Raw genomic sequence first — 20,138 nt, forward strand, 5'->3', positions numbered from 1 at the left:
ACTTGCCGGATGCGGCGTGAATGCTTTATTCGGCATACATAATCAATACGTCGTTTGCAGGCCTGATAAGCGCAGCGCATCAGACATTATTGCGTTGGGCTATTAATCGCTCAGCGCATCCTGCAAAATTTTCATTGCCGCATCGAATTGCGCATCCGGGATGGTCAGCGGATACAGGAAGCGAATCACGTTGCCGTATGCGCCACAGGTCAGCAGGAGCAGCCCCTGCGCCAGCGCGCGTTGCTGGATTTTCTGTGCAATCGCCGCTGACGGCTCGCCCGTTTGCGGATCGTTAAACTCTACCGCAATCATCGACCCCAGGCCGCGTACCGCAGCAATGGCCGGAACGCTTTCTTTGGCATCAATCAACGTGTTTTTGAGACGCTGGCCCAGTTGATTCGCGCGTTCGCAGAGTGATTCTTTGTCGATAATGTTGAGCACCGCGTGCGCGGCAGCCACCGCCAGCGGGTTACCGGCGTAGGTGCCGCCAAGCCCGCCCGGCGCGGGTGCGTCCATAATATTCGCGTTACCGACCACGCCCGAAAGCGGCATCCCGCCCGCGAGGCTTTTCGCCATCGTCATTAAATCCGGCTTATCGGCGTAATGATCCATGGCAAACAGCTTACCGGTACGCGCAAAGCCGCTTTGCACTTCATCAGCAATCATCACAATACCGTGCTCGTCGCACAGGCGGCGAATAGCGGCAACCAGCTCTTTTGGCGCAACGTTGAAACCGCCCTCGCCCTGCACCGGTTCGAAAATAATCGCCGCCACCTGCTTCGCTTCGATGTCTGATTTAAACAAGCGTTCGATGGCGTCGAGGGAGTCCTGTGTTGAAATGCCGTGTAAATCTGACGGATAAGGTACGTGATACACCGAACCAGGGAACGGGCCGAAGCCGATTTTGTACGGCGCAACTTTTCCGGTCAGCGCCATGGTCATATACGTACGACCGTGAAAGCCGCCGCTAAACGCAATCACGCCAGGGCGTCCGGTATGGGCGCGAGCAATTTTCACCGCGTTTTCCACCGCTTCCGCACCGGTGGTGAAGAACGCGGTTTTGGCCTGCCCGCTCACCGGGGCAAGGGCGTTGATTTTCTCCGCCAGGGTGACGTAGCTTTCATACGGCACAATCTGATACGCGGTGTGGGTAAACTGTTGCAGTTGCTGCTCCACCGCCGCGACCAGATCAGGGTGGCGATGTCCGGTATTCAGCACCGCAATGCCTGCGGCGAAATCGATGTACTCGTTGCCCTCAACATCCTTCAGCGTGGCGTTTTCAGCCGACTGGGCGAAGAAGTTACACATCACGCCAACCCCGCGCGGAGTGGCAGAAAGACGACGCTGATGGAATTCATTGTTGCTCATGTTTCACACCTTTTGACTCTTCACGGTTAATCGGAAATTAAACGCCCAGACGATCGCGCAGGCTGTAATACGCCGCGCCCATCGCGGTAAACGGCACACGCAGCGTGCGCCCGCCGGGGAACGGGTAATGCGGCAGATTGGCGAAGGCATCGAAACGTTCGGCGTCGCCGCGCAGCAGTTCGGCAATCAAACGTCCGGCTAGATGAGTACAGGTCACGCCGTGGCCGCTGTAGCCCTGCATGTAATAGATGTTGGTATCGAGGCGACCAAACTGCGGCATACGCGACAGGGTCAGCAGGAAGTTGCCCGTCCAGCGGTAATCAATTTTCACGCCCTTCAGCTGCGGGAAGGTTTTCAGCAGTTTCGGCACCACAAGGCGCTCAACGTCATCCGGGTCGCGCGCGCCGTAGACCACGCCGCCGCCGTACAGCAGGCGGTTGTCGGCGGTAAGACGGTAGTAATCAAGCAGATAGTTACAGTCTTCCACACAGTAGTTTTTCGGGATCAGCGAACGGGCTAAATCTTCCGACAGCCGTTCGGTGGTGATCACCTGCGTGCCGCACGGCATGCTGCGTTTCGCCAGTTCCGGCTCTACTTTATCGCCCAGATACGCATTCCCGGCGACAATCACATACTTCGCCGTCACCTGACCTTTGGCAGTTCGCACAACGGCTGGCGTGGTGTGCTGGATCTGCGTCACGGCAGAAAGTTCATACACGCGCCCGCCGTTGAGGCGGATGGCGTCCGCTTCGCCAATGGCAAGGTTTAGCGGATGAATATGCCCACCGCTGTGATCCAGCAGCGCACCGGTATAGCGATCGCTGGCTACTTCACGGCGAATGGCGTTGGCGTCCAGCAATTCCAGCTGTTTATTGCCGTAGCGTTCCCAGTTCTCTTTCTGCTCTTCAAGTGTGGCGAGCTGTTTATCATTCATCGCCACAAACAGGCCGCCGGGGCGGTAGTCGCAGTCAATCTGATAACGTTTGATACGTTCGCGGATGATCTCACCACCTTCGAACATCATGCTGCCGAGCATACGGGCGGTGTCCATGCCGTAGCTTTTTTCGATCACGTCGATGTCGCGGCTGTAGGAGTTCACAAGCTGTCCGCCATTGCGCCCGCTTGCGCCAAAGCCGATGCGTGAGGCTTCGAGAACCACTACGTCAAAGCCCGCTTCCGCCAGATGCAGCGCGGAGGAGAGCCCGGTATAGCCGCCGCCAACCACGCAAACGTCGCAGGTGATTGACTCATTCAGCGTGTCGAATGGTGCATATTTATTCGCACTGGCGGCGTAGTAACTGCTGGTATGTTCGGTCATTTCAGGCCTCCAGGCTTATCCAGATGGTTTTCAGTTCAGTGAATTTTTCAAGGGCATGCAGGGATTTGTCGCGACCGTTGCCGCTCTGCTTATAGCCGCCAAACGGCACGGTCATATCGCCGTCGTTGTAGTTATTGACGAAGACGGAACCGGCTTTCAGGCGTCGGCTCATGCGGTGCGCGCGGGAGAGGTCGCGCGTCCATACCGCCGCGCCAAGGCCGTACTGGCTGTCGTTGGCAAGCTGTAGCGCCTGTTCTTCTGATGTGAAACGCGTGACCACCAGCACCGGACCGAAAATCTCTTCGCGACTTAAGGACGCATTCGGGTCCACATCCACAAAGATGGTCGGGCCGATGGCGGCAGCCAGCCCGGCGTTACGGCCATCCAACAACAGTTGCCCTTTGCTTTCGCCTTCCCGAATAAAGCTATGGACCGAGTCGGCGTGGGCGCAGTCGATTAAGGTGCCCATGGTGGTTGCGGGATCAAGTGGATGGCCCGGCTGCCAGTTTTGCGCCTGCTGTTTTAACAGGGCTAAGAATTCATCGGCGATGCTCTCTTCCAGCAACAGGCGCGTTCCGGCGATGCACACCTGTCCCTGGTTGTAGAAAATGCCTGCTGCGGTGGCGCTTGCCGCCTGTTGCAAATCCGGGCAGTCAGCGAAAACGATGTTGGCGCTTTTGCCGCCCGCTTCCAGCCAGACGCGTTTCATGTTGCTGTCGCCCGCATCTTTCAGCAGCTGTTTCCCGGTACGGGTTGAACCGGTAAAGGCAATGGCGTCGATATCGTTATGACGCGACAGCGCCTGCCCGGCTTCATGACCAAAACCCGTCACCACGTTCAACACACCATCCGGCAAGCCTGCTTCTTTCGCCAGCCCCGCGAGACGAATCGCACTGAGCGGTGATTTTTCAGACGGTTTTAGAATCACGCTGTTTCCCGCCGCCAGCGCCGGGCCGAGTTTCCAGCAAGTCAGCAACAGCGGGAAGTTCCACGGCACGATGGCGGCAATCACGCCGACCGGTTCACGCACGATCATCGCCAGCTCATGGCTACTGGTGGTCGCCACTTCGCCATACACTTTGTCGATCGCTTCGGCGTACCAGCGAATGGCGCGCGCCGCGCCGGGAATATCATCACGCAGACTGTGACGAATCGGTTTGCCGGTGTCGAGAGTTTCCAGCAGTGCCAGCTCTTCGGCGTGGGCTTCCATTAAATCGGCGAGTTTATTCAGTACCGCTTTACGTTTAGCCGGAGAAGAGAGTGACCAGTCGCCGCGTTCAAATACGCCGCGTGCTGCGCTCATCGCACGGTCGATATCGACGCTCTTGCCGCGGGCAATTTTCGCCAGCGGTGCCTGGGTGACCGGATCAACGGTTTCAAAGGTTTCATTTTCCGCCGCAGCAGTATATTCACCGTTAATAAATAAGCGGTTTTCAATGGCGAGACTTAACGCTTTATCCTGCCAGTAAGCCAGATGATGAAAATTCATTATGACTCCTGTTTCACGTCTATCAGATATATGCAGTTTGTGAACGTCAGGGCGCAGAGATCCCCGGGCCGTATGCCCGTTTATTTCTGGCGACATTCTTTATATACACTTCATCCTTCAAGCCGCCTCTGCCTTGGCTGCGTTCGCTCCCCCGAATCACTTACCTGAGTAAGCTCATCGGGATTCGCTCACTTGCCGCCTTGATGCAACTTGAATGATTTTGTGTATAGATTGCCGGGCGCATTGCGCTTACCCGGCTTACAGAACAAAAAGATTAAAACGTGGTGGGCGTATGGGCGCTGATAATTCGGCAAATACCTGCCGACGTATTACTGAAACTGTGCGGGATGCCGGTATTAATGGCATAACTTTGCCCCGCGACGAGGTGGTAATCCTGACCATTAATCGTCAGAACAATTTCACCTTCCAGTACAGTGCCTATTTCCTCACCCTGATGCTTAATTCTTTCCCCAGTGGTTGTGCCCGGCTGGTACGTTTCAAAGATCATCGCCAGCGTGCGATTCGGGTTACCGTTATGAACCAGCTTCATTGACACACCCTGACTACCCATCTCAATTAAGTCGTCCTGATTAATGACGACCTGCGGCTCATCAGGTTTTTCCGGCTCGGAAAAGAATTCCGAGAGTGACAGACCATACACCTTCAGCAGCTTTTGCAGCGTACTGATGGCAGGGCTGACTTTATCTTGTTCTATCGTACTGATAGCACTGTGAGTCAGCCCGGAGAGTTCGGCGGCACGACGTTGTGAAAGCCCCTGCTGCTGGCGGATTTCCGACAAGCGTTTTCCTGGCGCCAGTCCCTCATCACTCATATTTGCATTTCCTTAAACTGTAGTGGTCAGAGTCGCTGTTTTTCAGCGATATGGTGCTGACAAGCGGTGATAAAGCCCTCGAACAATATACGCGAAAGCGCGTACTCGCTACTGTTCCATTCCGGGTGCCACTGTACGCCCAGCGCAAAAGGATGATTGATGACGCTAACCGCCTCAACTAAGCCATCCGGCGAGCGAGCTTCAACACGCAACCGTGGGCTAACGACCTTCGCCCCTTGTCCATGTAGAGAGTTTACCCAAAAGTTGCTACATTCAGGTAACAACGCAGACAGTAATCCCCCCTCTTCAACCTGAACTTCATGCGACGGTGCATATTGCTGTTCCACCGGCAGTTCGGGATCTTCCCGATGTTCCAGCAATTCAGGCTGTTCGCACAGCTTGCGATGCAACGAACCACCGGTTGCCACCACCAGTTCTTGTAAACCCCGGCAGATGGCGAAAATGGGGATGCGCCTTTCGAGTGCGGCATTAATTATCGCCATGCTCAGAAGATCACGCCCGGGATCGGCGTCAGGCTCATCGCCGTTTTCACCATATAGGTGCGGCTGCACATTGCTGGGACTACCAGGAAGATAAATGCCATCGAGTTTCGGCAAAAGTTGTTCAAGTAATGACGGTTCCGCCAGCGCATGTGGTAGCGCAATAGGCAAGCCGCCTGCATGGATGATGGCATTCAGGTACTTTTCTTGCAGAGTCTGGGTCGCATGACCCTTAAGCCTGTTCCTGCACATTACGACACCGATAACCGGATTGTTCATTATATTTTCCATGCTCAATCTCACAAAGTGGACTAAATTATCGCCATTACTGCGCTTTAAATGACCTTTATGTTCAATATTTTTTCAATCTAGCAGTGGGTTTTCATTTTTGCAAACTCAATTTAACATTTGACAAACATTTAGTTTGCATACAGATTCGAATGGTGGTCATTATATTTTACGCTTTGATAACGAGCGGAAAACAAACCAAAGGCGAAGAATCATGGAAACCAATATCGTTGAAGTAGAGAACTTTGTTCAGCAGTCAGAAGAGAGGCGGGGTAGCGCCTTTACGCAGGAAGTGAAACGCTACCTGGAGCGCTACCCGAATACGCAATATGTTGATGTTTTACTTACCGATTTAAATGGTTGCTTCCGTGGAAAGCGTATTCCTGTTTCAAGCCTGAAGAAGCTCGAGAAAGGGTGTTATTTCCCGGCCTCGGTATTTGCAATGGATATTCTGGGCAACGTAGTAGAAGAAGCAGGTCTGGGTCAGGAAATGGGCGAGCCGGATCGTACCTGTGTTCCTGTTCTCGGTTCCTTAACTCCTTCTGCCGCCGATCCAGAGTTTATCGGTCAGATGCTCCTGACCATGGTCGATGAAGATGGCGCTCCCTTTGACGTTGAGCCGCGGAACGTTCTTAACCGCCTGTGGCAGCAGCTGCGCCAGCGCGGATTGTTCCCGGTCGTAGCGGTAGAGCTGGAGTTCTATTTACTGGATCGCCAGCGCGACGCTGAAGGGTATCTGCAACCGCCCTGCGCGCCTGGCACCGATGACCGCAATACACAAAGCCAGGTTTACTCCGTTGATAACCTCAACCACTTCGCCGACGTGCTCAATGATATTGATGAACTGGCGCAGTTACAGCTGATTCCGGCAGATGGCGCGGTCGCTGAGGCCTCGCCGGGTCAGTTTGAAATCAACCTTTACCATACTGATAACGTGCTGGAAGCCTGCGATGATGCGCTGGCACTAAAACGCCTGGTGCGTCTGATGGCAGAAAAGCATAAGATGCACGCCACTTTTATGGCGAAGCCGTATGAAGAGCACGCGGGCAGCGGAATGCATATCCATATCAGTATGCAAAATAATCGTGGCGAGAACGTGCTTTCTGACGCGGAAGGCGAAGATTCGCCGCTGCTGAAAAAGATGCTCGCCGGGATGATTGACCTGATGCCGTCGTCGATGGCGTTGCTGGCACCAAACGTGAACTCGTATCGCCGCTTCCAGCCGGGAATGTATGTGCCGACGCAGGCGTCGTGGGGCCATAACAACCGCACCGTCGCCCTGCGTATTCCGTGCGGCGACCGTCATAATCACCGCGTGGAATATCGCGTGGCGGGTGCCGATGCCAACCCATATCTGGTGATGGCAGCGATTTTTGCCGGTATTTTGCATGGCCTTGATAACGAGCTGCCGTTGCAGGAAGAAGTCGAAGGCAACGGGCTGGAACAGGAAGGCTTACCCTTTCCGATTCGCCAGAGCGATGCCCTGGGTGAGTTTATCGAGAATGATCACCTGCGCCGCTATTTAGGCGAACGCTTCTGCCATGTCTATCACGCCTGTAAAAATGATGAGCTGTTGCAGTTTGAGCGCCTCATCACAGAAACAGAAATTGAGTGGATGTTGAAAAACGCGTAATACCCCTTGCGGGGTTGTTTCATCGGCCTGAGCGGAGCCAGGCCTGACATTTGCTGGTAATCCAGACATTTCCCGGATGTCGCGTTATGGAGCGCGGGCGGCAACGGGCTTCCGTTAACGATTAAGACTGTGACGAGGAAATGAGATGATGCCGATGATTAAATCCCCGCATGGCGAGGGAGGCTGCGTATGCGCCCCTCCTGCTACTGACTGGACTCCGCCCCCTTTGCTTCCCTTGCTAAACAGGTTTGATTTCAGGTCGACACGACCGCAAACCTTATTACGCAGGGGAGGCAGCAATTATGGCTATTAATTCACCACTGAATATTGCTGCGCAACCCGGCAAAACCCGTCTGCGAAAATCACTGAAATTGTGGCAGGTGGTGATGATGGGTCTGGCCTATCTCACGCCGATGACCGTATTTGATACTTTTGGTATTGTCTCCGGCATTAGCGACGGTCACGTTCCGGCGTCCTATTTGCTGGCGCTGGCGGGTGTGCTGTTTACCGCTATCAGCTACGGCAAACTGGTTCGCCAGTTTCCGGAGGCCGGTTCGGCCTATACCTACGCGCAAAAGTCGATTAACCCGCACGTCGGATTTATGGTCGGCTGGTCATCGCTGCTGGATTGTCTCTTTTTGCCGATGATTAACGTCTTGTTGGCGAAAATCTATCTCTCCGCCCTCTTCCCGGAAGTGCCGCCGTGGGTGTGGGTGGTAACCTTCGTCGCCATTTTAACCGCCGCGAATCTGAAGAGCGTCAACCTGGTCGCTAACTTCAATACCCTGTTTGTACTGGTGCAAATCTCCATCATGGTGGTGTTTATCTTCCTGGTAGTTCAGGGACTGCATAAAGGAGAAGGCGTTGGCACCGTCTGGTCACTTCAGCCGTTTATCAGCGAGAACGCGCACCTGATCCCGATTATTACCGGGGCGACGATTGTCTGTTTCTCCTTCCTCGGTTTCGATGCGGTGACCACGCTTTCGGAAGAGACGCCGGACGCCGCACGCGTGATCCCGAAAGCCATCTTCCTGACGGCGGTCTACGGTGGCGTTATCTTTATCGCGGCGTCGTTCTTTATGCAGCTGTTCTTTCCCGATATCAGCCGCTTTAAAGATCCGGATGCCGCACTGCCTGAAATTGCGCTGTACGTCGGCGGCAAGCTCTTCCAGTCGATTTTCCTCTGCACCACGTTTGTGAACACGTTAGCCTCTGGCCTGGCTTCACATGCCAGCGTGTCGCGTCTGCTGTATGTGATGGGGCGTGACAATGTGTTTCCGGAGCGCGTGTTTGGCTATGTGCACCCAAAATGGCGGACTCCGGCACTCAACGTCATTATGGTCGGGATTGTCGCGTTGTCGGCGCTGTTCTTCGATTTAGTTACCGCCACAGCGTTAATTAACTTCGGTGCTCTGGTGGCGTTTACCTTCGTGAATCTGTCGGTGTTTAATCATTTCTGGCGGCGTAAAGGAATGAATAAAAGCTGGAAGGATCACTTCCACTATTTGCTGATGCCGCTGGTTGGCGCGCTGACGGTGGGTGTGCTGTGGGTTAACCTCGAGTCAACGTCACTGACACTCGGTCTGGTATGGGCTTCGTTAGGCGGCGCATATTTATGGTATCTGATCCGCCGCTATCGCAAAGTGCCGTTGTATGATGGTGACAGAACGCCGGTGAGTGAAACGTAATAGTCGGATGCGCGGCGCATTATCCTGCCTGAGGGTAACGCGCCGCGCCATTAACTATAAAAAGATGTATGACCCGGATCACGAGTGCTATCATCCGCCCTTATGCTTAGCGCATTAACCCCAGGGGCAAATAATGAACCACGATATCCCGCTAAAATATTTTGATATTGCCGATGAGTACGCGACCGAATGCGCAGAGCCTGTCGCAGAGGCTGAACGCACACCGCTGGCCCACTACTTCCAGTTACTGCTCACCCGTTTGATGAACAATGAAGAGATCAGCGAAGAAGCCCAACATGAAATGGCTGCTGAAGCGGGGATTAATCCCGTACGCATTGATGAGATCGCAGAGTTTTTGAATCAATGGGGTAATGAGTAATGATTTAATTGCAGACGATCGGTCAGTATCGTTGTCCGGATAAAGCGTTCACGCCGCATCTGGCTAACAATGACACGCACTGCAGCGTGCTTTAATGGGTTTCTCACGATCGTACCGCTCTGCTCCTCGCTAAGTTGTTCTGTGAGTTATAGTTATAGAGAAATCACGGGTACGAATGTTGAACAGATGGCGACGTCACCTGTTCAACGACCAACCACACGGCCCTCATTACGACCCCTGAACACAAACGGTAATGGCAAATGTCATTAAATATTAGTAAGATAGCCTCTTTACATAAAATCCCTTAATATTATGCGCCAGGTATTATCGTCTCTTTTGGTGATTGCTGGACTTGTGAGTGGTCAGGCAATCGCCGCGCCTGAATCTCCCCCGCATGCTGATATCCGCGACAGCGGTTTTGTCTATTGCGTCAGCGGGCAAGTCAACACCTTTAACCCATCCAAAGCGAGCAGTGGGTTAATTGTCGATACCCTTGCCGCCCAGTTTTATGATCGACTGCTGGATGTCGATCCCTATACCTATCGCCTGATGCCGGAACTTGCCGAAAGCTGGGAAGTACTCGACAACGGCGCGACCTATCGCTTCCACCTGCGTCGCGATGTTCCGTTTCAAAAAACCGACTGGTTTACTCCCACTCGTAAAATGAATGCCGACGATGTGGTGTTTACCTTCCAGCGAATTTTTGACCGCAACAACCCGTGGCATAACGTCAACGGCAGCAACTTCCCCTACTTCGACAGCCTGCAATTTGCCGATAACGTGAAAAGCGTCCGCAAACTGGATAATCATACCGTTGAGTTCCGACTCGCCCAGCCGGATGCTTCTTTTTTGTGGCACCTCGCAACCCATTATGCTTCGGTCATGTCGGCAGAATATGCCCGGAAGTTAGAGAAAGAAGATCGCCAGGAGCAACTCGACCGTCAACCGGTCGGCACCGGTCCGTATCAGTTGTCGGAATACCGCGCCGGGCAATTTATTCGCCTACAACGTCATGATGACTTCTGGCGCGGTAAACCGTTAATGCCGCAGGTAGTGGTGGATTTAGGCTCCGGCGGCACCGGACGTCTGTCGAAACTCCTGACCGGGGAATGCGACGTTCTGGCCTGGCCTGCTGCCAGCCAGCTATCCATTTTGCGTGACGACCCGCGCTTGCGTTTAACGCTGCGTCCTGGGATGAACGTCGCCTATCTGGCATTTAACACCGCCAAACCGCCGCTAAATAATCCCGCTGTCCGCCATGCGCTGGCACTGGCGATTAATAACCAGCGCCTGATGCAATCCATCTATTATGGTACGGCTGAAACGGCGGCCTCTATTTTACCGCGCGCCTCGTGGGCCTATGACAACGAGGCTAAAATTACTGAATACAATCCGGCGAAATCGCGCGAACAGTTGAAGTCGTTGGGGCTGGAAAATTTAACGCTGAAACTGTGGGTGCCCACACGTTCGCAGGCGTGGAACCCCAGTCCACTGAAAACTGCCGAACTGATTCAGGCGGATATGGCGCAGGTTGGCGTAAAAGTGGTGATTGTGCCGGTAGAAGGTCGCTTTCAGGAGGCGCGGTTGATGGATATGAGCCATGATCTGACGTTATCCGGTTGGGCGACGGACAGTAACGACCCGGACAGTTTCTTCCGTCCGTTACTGAGCTGCGCGGCAATTCATTCGCAGACCAACCTCGCCCACTGGTGCGATCCGAAATTCGACAGCGTATTGCGTAAGGCGCTCTCTTCGCAGCAGCTGGCGGCGCGTATTGAAGCCTATGACGAAGCGCAGAGTATTCTGGCGCAGGAATTGCCCATTTTGCCGCTGGCGTCGTCATTGCGTTTGCAGGCCTATCGGTACGATATCAAAGGTCTGGTACTTAGCCCGTTTGGTAACGCCTCCTTTGCTGGGGTGTATCGCGAGAAACAGGATGAGGTGAAAAAACCATGATTATCTTCACCTTACGCCGCATTTTGTTATTGATTGTCACCTTGTTCCTGCTGACCTTCGTTGGCTTCAGCTTGAGCTATTTCACCCCTCATGCGCCGTTACAAGGCGCGTCACTGTGGAATGCCTGGGTGTTCTGGTTTAACGGCCTGATCCACTGGGATTTTGGTGTTTCCAGCATTAACGGTCAACCGATTGCCGAACAGTTAAAAGAGGTCTTCCCGGCGACGATGGAACTGTGCATCCTCGCCTTCGGTTTTGCGCTGATTGTTGGCATCCCCGTGGGGATGATTGCCGGGATTACGCGCCATAAGTGGCAGGATAACTTGATCAACGCCATCGCCTTACTGGGCTTTTCAATCCCGGTGTTCTGGCTGGCGCTTCTGTTGACGCTGTTTTGTTCACTCACGCTAGGTTGGTTGCCCGTTTCAGGGCGTTTCGATCTGCTCTACGAAGTGAAACCGATTACCGGTTTTGCGTTGATTGATGCCTGGCTTTCGGACTCACCATGGCGGGATGAAATGATCATGAGCGCAATCCGCCATATGATATTGCCCGTGATCACCCTGTCGGTTGCGCCAACAACTGAAGTGATCCGCCTGATGCGTATCAGCACTATCGAAGTGTATGACCAGAACTATGTAAAAGCGGCGGCGACCCGCGGTTTGTCGCGCTTTACTATTTTGCGTCGCCACGTTCTGCATAACGCGTTACCGCCGGTTATTCCTCGCCTGGGCTTACAGTTTTCCACCATGCTGACGCTGGCGATGATCACCGAAATGGTTTTTAGCTGGCCGGGTTTAGGGCGCTGGTTAATTAACGCCATCCGCCAGCAGGATTACGCAGCCATTTCCGCCGGAGTGATGGTGTGTGGCTCACTGGTCATTATTGTTAACGTGATTTCTGATATTTTGGGTGCCATGGCTAACCCTCTGAAACATAAGGAATGGTATGCCTTACGATAGCGTATACAGCGAAAAGCGCCCGCCGGGCACGCTGCGTACCGCCTGGCGCAAATTTTATAGTGACGCCTCTGCGATGGTCGGCCTGTACGGCTGCGCGGGGCTGGCTGTACTGTGTATTTTTGGCGGCTGGTTTGCGCCTTACGGCATCGACCAGCAATTTCTCGGTTATCAATTATTGCCGCCGTCATGGTCGCGCTATGGCGAAGTTTCTTTCTTCCTGGGGACTGACGACCTCGGACGCGATGTTTTAAGCCGTTTACTGAGCGGAGCTGCGCCAACCGTGGGTGGCGCATTTGTGGTGACGCTTGCCGCGACGATCTGTGGCCTGGTACTGGGCACCTTCGCCGGGGCGACACACGGCCTCCGCTCAGCGGTGCTTAACCATATTCTGGATACCTTACTGGCGATCCCTTCGCTGCTGTTGGCAATTATCGTTGTAGCGTTTGCCGGACCGAGTTTGTCCCACGCTATGTTTGCTGTCTGGCTGGCATTGCTGCCGCGTATGGTACGTTCGATTTACAGCATGGTGCATGACGAACTGGAAAAAGAGTACGTTATCGCCGCCCGTCTGGATGGCGCATCAACGCTGAATATTCTCTGGTTTGCTGTGATGCCAAACATCACCGCCGGGCTGGTCACCGAGATCACCCGCGCACTGTCGATGGCAATTCTCGATATCGCCGCGCTGGGCTTTCTCGATCTCGGCGCACAACTCCCCTCGCCTGAATGGGGAGCGATGCTCGGTGATGCGCTGGAACTGATTTATGTCGCCCCGTGGACTGTCATGCTGCCAGGTGCGGCAATTATGATTAGCGTGTTGTTGGTTAACCTCCTTGGCGATGGCGTTCGTCGTGCGATTATTGCGGGGGTGGAATAATGCCATTACTCGATATTCGTAACCTGACCATTGAATTTAAAACCGGTGATGAGTGGGTTAAAGCCGTCGACCGGGTAAGTATGACCTTAACCGAAGGTGAAATCCGCGGTCTTGTTGGTGAATCCGGTTCCGGCAAGAGTTTGATTGCGAAAGCGATTTGTGGGGTGAATAAAGATAACTGGCGTGTTACTGCTGACCGTATGCGTTTTGATGATATCGATTTGCTGCGTCTCTCCGCACGCGAACGGCGCAAACTGGTTGGCCATAACGTGTCGATGATTTTCCAGGAACCGCAGTCGTGTCTTGACCCTTCAGAACGTGTGGGCCGCCAGTTGATGCAAAACATCCCAGCCTGGACCTATAAAGGCCGTTGGTGGCAGCGTTTTGGCTGGCGCAAACGCCGTGCCATTGAACTGCTGCACCGCGTGGGGATTAAAGATCACAAAGATGCGATGCGCAGTTTTCCCTATGAGTTGACCGAAGGTGAATGTCAGAAAGTGATGATAGCCATTGCACTGGCGAATCAACCGCGTCTGCTGATTGCTGACGAACCGACCAACTCAATGGAGCCAACAACCCAGGCGCAAATCTTTCGCCTGCTGACGCGTCTCAACCAAAACAGCAATACCACTATTTTGCTTATCAGCCATGACTTACAAATGCTTAGCCAATGGGCGGATAAAATTAACGTGCTTTACTGCGGTCAAACAGTGGAAACCGCGCCGAGTAAGGAGTTGGTGACGATGCCACATCATCCTTATACCCAGGCGCTGATCCGCGCGATACCAGACTTCGGCAGCGCGATGCCGCATAAAAGTCGCCTCAATACGCTGCCCGGCGCTATCCCACTGCTGGAACAGTTACCGATTGGTTGTCGTCTGGGGCCACGTTGCCCGTATGCACAACGAGAATGCATTGTGACGCCACGTTTGACGGGGGCGAAAAATCATCTCTATGCCTGTCATTTCCCGCTGAACATGGAGAAAGAGTGAGATGATCGAAACGCTGCTTGAAGTGCGTAATTTAAGTAAAACGTTCCGCTACCGGACCGGCTGGTTTCGTCGTCAGACCGTAGAAGCGGTAAAACCCTTGAGCTTTACGCTACGTGAAGGCCAGACACTGGCGATTATTGGCGAGAATGGTTCGGGTAAATCCACGCTGGCAAAAATGCTGGCGGGAATGATAGAGCCTACCAGCGGCGAGTTATTGATTGACGATCATCCACTGCATTTTGGCGATTATTCCTTCCGCAGTCAGCGTATTCGCATGATTTTTCAGGATCCTTCGACCTCGTTGAATCCCCGTCAACGTATCTCGCAAATTCTGGATTTTCCACTGCGCCTGAACACCGACCTGGAACCGGAACAGCGTCGCAAACAGATTATTGAAACGATGCGTATGGTTGGGCTGCTACCGGATCACGTCAGTTACTATCCGCATATGTTGGCACCCGGACAAAAACAGCGTCTGGGTCTGGCGCGCGCGCTGATATTGCGCCCAAAAGTCATTATTGCCGATGAAGCCCTCGCTTCACTGGATATGTCGATGCGTTCGCAGTTGATTAATCTGATGCTGGAATTACAGGAAAAACAGGGCATTTCGTATATTTATGTTACCCAGCATATCGGAATGATGAAGCACATTAGCGACCAGGTGCTGGTGATGCATCAGGGCGAGGTTGTCGAGCGAGGCAGCACCGCGGATGTGCTGGCATCGCCGCTGCATGAACTCACCAAACGGCTGATTGCCGGTCATTTTGGCGAGGCATTGACGGCGGATGCGTGGCGTAAAGATCGCTAATTTTCTGAATCCTCCTTCCAGATTATTCACCTCATTCTGACAAAAGATTAAATCTTGTCAGAATGAGGTGATAGATAAAATTAAATCAAATGCGCGTGATTTAAGACGCAATCTCACTTTGCAGGAACGAAAGCTCTGGCGATATCTTCGCAGCCGACGTTTTAGTGATTTCAAATTTCGCCGTCAACATCCAGTGGGGAGCTACATTCTCGATTTTGCTTGCTGCTCGGCGCGTGTAGTCGTTGAGCTGGATGGTGGGCAGCATGATTTAGCAGTTGCCTATGATTCCAGGCGCACTAGCTGGCTTGAGTCGCAGGGCTGGACCGTGCTGCGTTTCTGGAATAACGAGATTGATTGTAATGAGGAGACGGTGCTGGAGAATATTCTGCAGGAACTGAACCGCCGGTCACCCTCTCCCTGAAAGAGCGAGGGGGCAGACCGAGCCGAATAGCTGTTGTGGTGAAAACATGGAGACGGTGCTGGAGAATATTCGGCAAGGTCTGAACCGTCCCAGCCATCGCCATGAAAGGGTTAGGGGCTGTATGAGCCTGTTTGTTGCTGGGGTAACAATATTTGCACAATACGGTCCCCTCGCCCCTCTGGGGAGAGGGTTAGGGTGAGGGGAAAAGCGCCCCCCCTGCCGCAGCCTGCTCCGGTCGGACCTGGCAACTATAGCTACTCACAGCCAGGTTGATTATAATAACCGTTTATCTGTTCGTACTGTTTACTAAAACGACGAATCGCCTGATTTTCAGGCACAACAAGCATCAACAATAAGGATTAAAGCTATGGGTTTTCTTTCCGGTAAGCGCATTCTGGTAACCGGTGTTGCCAGCAAACTATCCATCGCCTACGGTATCGCTCAGGCGATGCACCGCGAAGGAGCTGAACTGGCATTCACCTACCAGAACGACAAACTGAAAGGCCGCGTAGAAGAATTTGCCGCTCAATTGGGTTCTGACATCGTTCTGCAGTGCGATGTTGCAGAAGATGCCAGCATCGACACCATGTTCGCTGAACTGGGGAAAGTTTGGCCGAAATTTGACGGTTTCGTACACTCTATTGGTTTTGCACCTGGCGATCAGCTGGATGGTGACTATGTTAACGCCGTTACCCGTGAAGGCTTCAAAATTGCCCACGACATCAGCTCCTACAGCTTCGTTGCAATGGCAAAAGCTTGCCGCTCCATGCTGAATCCGGGTTCTGCCCTGCTGACCCTTTCCTACCTTGGCGCTGAGCGCGCTATCCCGAACTACAACGTTATGGGTCTGGCAAAAGCGTCTCTGGAAGCGAACGTGCGCTATATGGCGAACGCGATGGGTCCGGAAGGTGTGCGTGTTAACGCCATCTCTGCTGGTCCGATCCGTACTCTGGCGGCCTCCGGTATCAAAGACTTCCGCAAAATGCTGGCTCATTGCGAAGCCGTTACCCCGATTCGCCGTACCGTTACTATTGAAGATGTGGGTAACTCTGCGGCATTCCTGTGCTCCGATCTCTCTGCCGGTATCTCCGGTGAAGTGGTCCACGTTGACGGCGGTTTCAGCATTGCTGCAATGAACGAACTCGAACTGAAATAATCGTTCTGTTGGTAAAGATGGGCGGCGTTCTGCCGCCCGTTATCTCTGTTATACCTTTCTGATATTTGTTATCGCCGATCCGTCTTTCTCCCCTTCCCGCCTTGCGTCAGGATAACGATTTCCTTTACGACCAAGGAGCGCCCATGGAACAACGCCACATCACCGGCAAAAGCCACTGGTATCATGAAACGCAATCCAGTACTACGGAGTATGACGTTCTGCCTCTGGTCCCGGAAGCCGCAAAGGTCAGCGATCCCTTTCTACTCGACGTGATCCTTGAAAAAGAAACGCTGGCCCCCTTCCTTTCATGGCTGGACCCTGCGCGTGTTCTTGCAGTGGATTTGTTCCCTGACCAGCTTACCGTGACCCGTTCACAGACCTTCACCGCTTATGAACGCTTGTCGACGGCCCTGACGGTTGCTCAGGTTTGCGGCGTCCAGCGGTTATGTAACTACTATTCGGCGCGACTTACGCCGCTCCCCGGGCCTGATTCCACCAGGGAAAGTAATCATCGGTTGGCACAAATCACGCAATATGCCCGCCAACTGGCTAGCTCGCCTTCTATTATCGACAACCGATCGCGCCAGCATCTGAATGACGTCGGTCTTACTGCCTGGGACTGTGTGATCATTAGCCAAATCATTGGTTTTATTGGCTTTCAGGCGCGGACAATTGCGACATTTCAGGCTTATCTCGGGCATCCGGTACGCTGGTTACCCGGGCTGGAGATACAAAACTACGCCGACGCGTCACTGTTTGCTGATGAATCATTACGCTGGCGAAGCAGCTATGAGGTGGAAAAACTACCTGAAGAGCACACAAAAAGTTCAACTGCAGAACTTTGCCAACTGGCCGAAATACTCTCTCTCCACCCTATTTCACTTTCCCTTCTCGAAAAGTTGTTAAACAGCACACGGGGCAATACACAGCCGGATAATCAGCTTGCGGCGTTGTTATGCGCGCGTATAAATGGCAGTCCTGCTTGTTTTGCCACCTGTATGGATTCATCAAATGAATATAAAAAAATCAGCACCCTTATGCGCAAGGGCGAAAATGAAATTAACCAATGGGCTGACCGTCATTCTGTTGAGCGCGCTACCGTTCAGGCGATACAATGGCTGACCCGAGCACCCGATCGCTTTAGCGCCGCCCAGTTCAGCCCTTTACTCGAACACGAAAAATCATCAACGCAGATTATTAATCTGCTGGTATGGAGCGGGCTGTGTGGCTGGATAAATCGCTTAAAAATCGCGTTGGGTGAGACATATTAACCTTGCCGCGTCAGACAGATTCGCGTAAAACTGTCAGCCGCTCTAATGGCCACCAAAATAGACAATTATGTTTCAGGACAACCCGCTGCTAGCGCAGCTTAAACAGCAACTGCATTCCCAGACGCCACGCGCTGAAGGGGTGGTAAAAGCCACAGAAAAAGGCTTTGGCTTCCTGGAAGTCGACGCGCAAAAAAGTTATTTCATTCCGCCGCCGCAGATGAAAAAAGTCATGCATGGCGACCGAATTATCGCGGTGATCCACAGTGAAAAAGAACGTGAATCCGCAGAGCCAGAAGAACTGGTTGAACCGTTCCTGACTCGTTTCGTGGGTAAGGTTCAGGGCAAAAATGACCGTCTGGCCATCGTTCCTGATCATCCACTCTTAAAAGACGCCATTCCTTGCCGCGCAGCCCGTGGCCTGAACCACGAGTTTAAAGAAGGCGACTGGGCGGTTGCCGAAATGCGCCGTCATCCGCTGAAAGGCGATCGTTCTTTCTATGCAGAACTGACACAATACATCACTTTTGGTGACGATCACTTTGTACCGTGGTGGGTTACCCTTGCACGCCATAATCTGGAAAAAGAAGCACCAGACGGCGTCGCTACCGAAATGCTCGATGAAGGTCTGGTTCGTGAAGATCTGACCGCGCTGGATTTTGTCACCATCGACAGTGCCAGCACAGAAGATATGGATGACGCCCTTTTCGCTAAGGCGTTGCCGGATGACAAACTTCAGCTGATTGTGGCGATTGCCGATCCAACCGCGTGGATTGCTGAAGGCAGCAAGCTGGACAAAGCCGCGAAAATTCGCGCATTCACCAACTATCTGCCTGGCTTCAACATCCCTATGCTGCCTCGCGAGCTTTCTGACGATCTCTGCTCACTGCGCGCCAATGAAGTCCGCCCGGTACTGGCATGCCGCATGACGCTCTCCGCTGATGGCACCATTGAAGATAATATCGAATTCTTTGCCGCCACCATCGAATCCAAAGCAAAGCTGGTGTATGACCAGGTTTCTGACTGGCTGGAAAATACCGGTGACTGGCAGCCTGAAAGTGAAGCAATTGCCGAACAAGTCCGTTTGCTAGCGCAAATTTGCCAACGCCGCGGCGAGTGGCGTCATAACCACGCACTGGTGTTTAAAGATCGCCCGGATTACCGCTTTATTCTCGGTGAAAAAGGTGAAGTGCTGGATATCGTCGCCGAGCCTCGTCGCATTGCCAACCGTATCGTCGAAGAAGCGATGATTGCCGCTAACATTTGTGCGGCCCGCGTACTGCGCGATAAGCTCGGTTTTGGCATCTATAACGTGCATATGGGCTTTGATCCGGCGAATGCCGACGCGCTGGCAGCGTTGCTGAAAACGCACGGTCTGCATGTCGATGCCGAAGAAGTGCTCACGCTGGACGGTTTCTGCAAACTGCGTCGTGAACTGGACGCGCAACCAACTGGTTTCCTCGACAGCCGCATTCGTCGCTTCCAGTCATTTGCTGAAATTAGCACTGAACCCGGTCCTCACTTTGGCCTCGGTCTGGAAGCATACGCCACCTGGACTTCGCCGATCCGTAAATATGGCGACATGATCAACCACCGTCTGCTGAAAGCGGTTATCAAAGGCGAAACTGCGACGCGCCCACAGGATGAAATCACTGTCCAAATGGCCGAGCGTCGCCGTCTCAACCGGATGGCAGAACGTGATGTTGGTGACTGGTTATACGCACGCTTCCTGAAAGACAAAGCCGGGACCGACACCCGTTTCGCAGCGGAAATTGTCGATATCAGCCGTGGCGGCATGCGTGTTCGTTTGGTTGATAACGGCGCTATCGCCTTTATTCCGGCACCTTTCTTACACGCTGTGCGCGATGAACTGGTTTGCAGCCAGGAAAACGGCACTGTACAAATTAAAGGTGAAACGGTTTACAAAGTGACTGACGTTATTGACGTCACTATTGCCGAAGTCCGCATGGAAACCCGCAGCATTATTGCGCGCCCGGTCGCGTAATCTCCTTTCACGGCCCATTCCTCATGGATGGGCCGTTTATTTCCCCGCTCTACCTTCGTTATATCCAGGCAGATTTTTTAACTGACTTTCGTTTGAAAACTGGCGTTTTTCCAAAACTGGATTACAAATAAATATATAAAAAAAACAATGCGTTTAGCCGCCGTTAATTTCATGTAAGTCATGTTGTTCCTTTTATTT

Annotated in this window: 19 protein-coding genes; 13 read left to right on the forward strand and 6 right to left on the reverse strand. The window is 53.1% G+C overall.

Annotated elements, in window-relative coordinates; all coding sequences use genetic code 11:
• Positions 1-102: 102 nt before the first annotated feature.
• From puuE to puuD, 5 genes are all read right to left on the reverse strand, one after another.
• Positions 103-1,368, reverse strand: a complete 1,266-nt coding sequence (gene puuE / locus KXD89_RS12145; protein WP_000069229.1) for a 4-aminobutyrate transaminase — start codon at positions 1,366-1,368, stop codon at positions 103-105.
• Between the two features lie 37 nt (positions 1,369-1,405).
• Entirely contained in the window at positions 1,406-2,686 is a 1,281-nt protein-coding gene (gene puuB / locus KXD89_RS12150) for a gamma-glutamylputrescine oxidase (RefSeq protein ID WP_000134870.1), read from the reverse strand.
• Position 2,687: 1 nt separating this feature from the next.
• Complete coding sequence (gene puuC / locus KXD89_RS12155; protein ID WP_001009090.1) at positions 2,688-4,175, reverse strand: aldehyde dehydrogenase PuuC; 1,488 nt, start codon at positions 4,173-4,175, stop codon at positions 2,688-2,690.
• Positions 4,176-4,449: 274 nt separating this feature from the next.
• A complete protein-coding gene (gene puuR / locus KXD89_RS12160; RefSeq protein WP_001278727.1) occupies positions 4,450-5,007 on the reverse strand; it encodes an HTH-type transcriptional regulator PuuR in 558 nt (185 codons plus the stop codon).
• 26 nt (positions 5,008-5,033) lie between these two features.
• Positions 5,034-5,798 (reverse strand): gamma-glutamyl-gamma-aminobutyrate hydrolase, encoded by a 765-nt coding sequence (puuD, locus tag KXD89_RS12165; RefSeq protein WP_001300506.1) that lies wholly within the window; start codon positions 5,796-5,798, stop codon positions 5,034-5,036.
• Positions 5,799-6,009: 211 nt separating this feature from the next.
• On the opposite strand from puuD, the gene puuA reads away from it, so the two are divergent.
• The 13 genes from puuA (at position 6,010) to rnb (ending at position 19,940) form a co-directional block, all read left to right on the forward strand.
• Entirely contained in the window at positions 6,010-7,428 is a 1,419-nt protein-coding gene (gene puuA / locus KXD89_RS12170) for a glutamate-putrescine ligase (RefSeq protein WP_001296746.1), read from the forward strand.
• A 148-nt stretch (positions 7,429-7,576) separates the two neighbouring features.
• The gene (locus KXD89_RS12175) at positions 7,577-7,741 is read left to right on the forward strand and encodes a protein YmjE (RefSeq protein ID WP_120795382.1); all 165 of its coding nucleotides are present in this window, start codon (positions 7,577-7,579) and stop codon (positions 7,739-7,741) included.
• Positions 7,731-9,116, forward strand: a complete 1,386-nt coding sequence (gene puuP / locus KXD89_RS12180) for a putrescine/proton symporter PuuP (protein WP_001395398.1) — start codon at positions 7,731-7,733, stop codon at positions 9,114-9,116. Before KXD89_RS12175 ends, puuP begins: the two co-directional genes overlap by 11 nt.
• Before the next feature lie 133 nt (positions 9,117-9,249).
• Positions 9,250-9,495: a YmjA family protein gene (locus KXD89_RS12185; RefSeq protein WP_001015110.1), complete on the forward strand. Its 246-nt coding sequence runs from the start codon at positions 9,250-9,252 to the stop codon at positions 9,493-9,495.
• Between the two features lie 312 nt (positions 9,496-9,807).
• The gene (gene sapA / locus KXD89_RS12190; protein WP_001250216.1) at positions 9,808-11,451 is read left to right on the forward strand and encodes an ABC transporter substrate-binding protein SapA; all 1,644 of its coding nucleotides are present in this window, start codon (positions 9,808-9,810) and stop codon (positions 11,449-11,451) included.
• The gene (sapB, locus tag KXD89_RS12195) at positions 11,448-12,413 is read left to right on the forward strand and encodes a putrescine export ABC transporter permease SapB (protein ID WP_000583277.1); all 966 of its coding nucleotides are present in this window, start codon (positions 11,448-11,450) and stop codon (positions 12,411-12,413) included. Before sapA ends, sapB begins: the two co-directional genes overlap by 4 nt.
• Entirely contained in the window at positions 12,400-13,290 is an 891-nt protein-coding gene (gene sapC, locus KXD89_RS12200) for a peptide ABC transporter permease SapC (protein WP_001146163.1), read from the forward strand. The genes sapB and sapC overlap by 14 nt, the downstream gene beginning before the upstream one ends.
• The gene (sapD, locus tag KXD89_RS12205) at positions 13,290-14,282 is read left to right on the forward strand and encodes a peptide ABC transporter ATP-binding protein SapD (RefSeq protein WP_001128858.1); all 993 of its coding nucleotides are present in this window, start codon (positions 13,290-13,292) and stop codon (positions 14,280-14,282) included. Before sapC ends, sapD begins: the two co-directional genes overlap by 1 nt.
• 1 nt (position 14,283) lies before the next feature.
• Complete coding sequence (gene sapF, locus KXD89_RS12210) at positions 14,284-15,090, forward strand: peptide ABC transporter ATP-binding protein SapF (protein ID WP_000573407.1); 807 nt, start codon at positions 14,284-14,286, stop codon at positions 15,088-15,090.
• Positions 15,091-15,157: 67 nt separating this feature from the next.
• Entirely contained in the window at positions 15,158-15,511 is a 354-nt protein-coding gene (locus tag KXD89_RS12215; RefSeq protein ID WP_000565727.1) for a DUF559 domain-containing protein, read from the forward strand.
• A gap of 367 nt (positions 15,512-15,878) precedes the next feature.
• Complete coding sequence (fabI, locus tag KXD89_RS12220) at positions 15,879-16,667, forward strand: enoyl-ACP reductase FabI (RefSeq protein WP_000506490.1); 789 nt, start codon at positions 15,879-15,881, stop codon at positions 16,665-16,667.
• Positions 16,668-16,810: 143 nt separating this feature from the next.
• Complete coding sequence (locus KXD89_RS12225; protein ID WP_001335988.1) at positions 16,811-17,938, forward strand: CMD domain-containing protein; 1,128 nt, start codon at positions 16,811-16,813, stop codon at positions 17,936-17,938.
• Between the two features lie 67 nt (positions 17,939-18,005).
• The gene (gene rnb / locus KXD89_RS12230; RefSeq protein WP_000484984.1) at positions 18,006-19,940 is read left to right on the forward strand and encodes an exoribonuclease II; all 1,935 of its coding nucleotides are present in this window, start codon (positions 18,006-18,008) and stop codon (positions 19,938-19,940) included.
• A 77-nt stretch (positions 19,941-20,017) separates the two neighbouring features.
• Here the strand turns inward: rnb and KXD89_RS12235 are convergent, their stop codons facing one another.
• A complete protein-coding gene (locus KXD89_RS12235; RefSeq protein ID WP_000221855.1) occupies positions 20,018-20,122 on the reverse strand; it encodes a hypothetical protein in 105 nt (34 codons plus the stop codon).
• Positions 20,123-20,138: the final 16 nt, after the last annotated feature.

Source organism: Escherichia sp. TC-EC600-tetX4, from assembly GCF_019356055.1.
Taxonomy (GTDB): Bacteria; Pseudomonadota; Gammaproteobacteria; order Enterobacterales; family Enterobacteriaceae.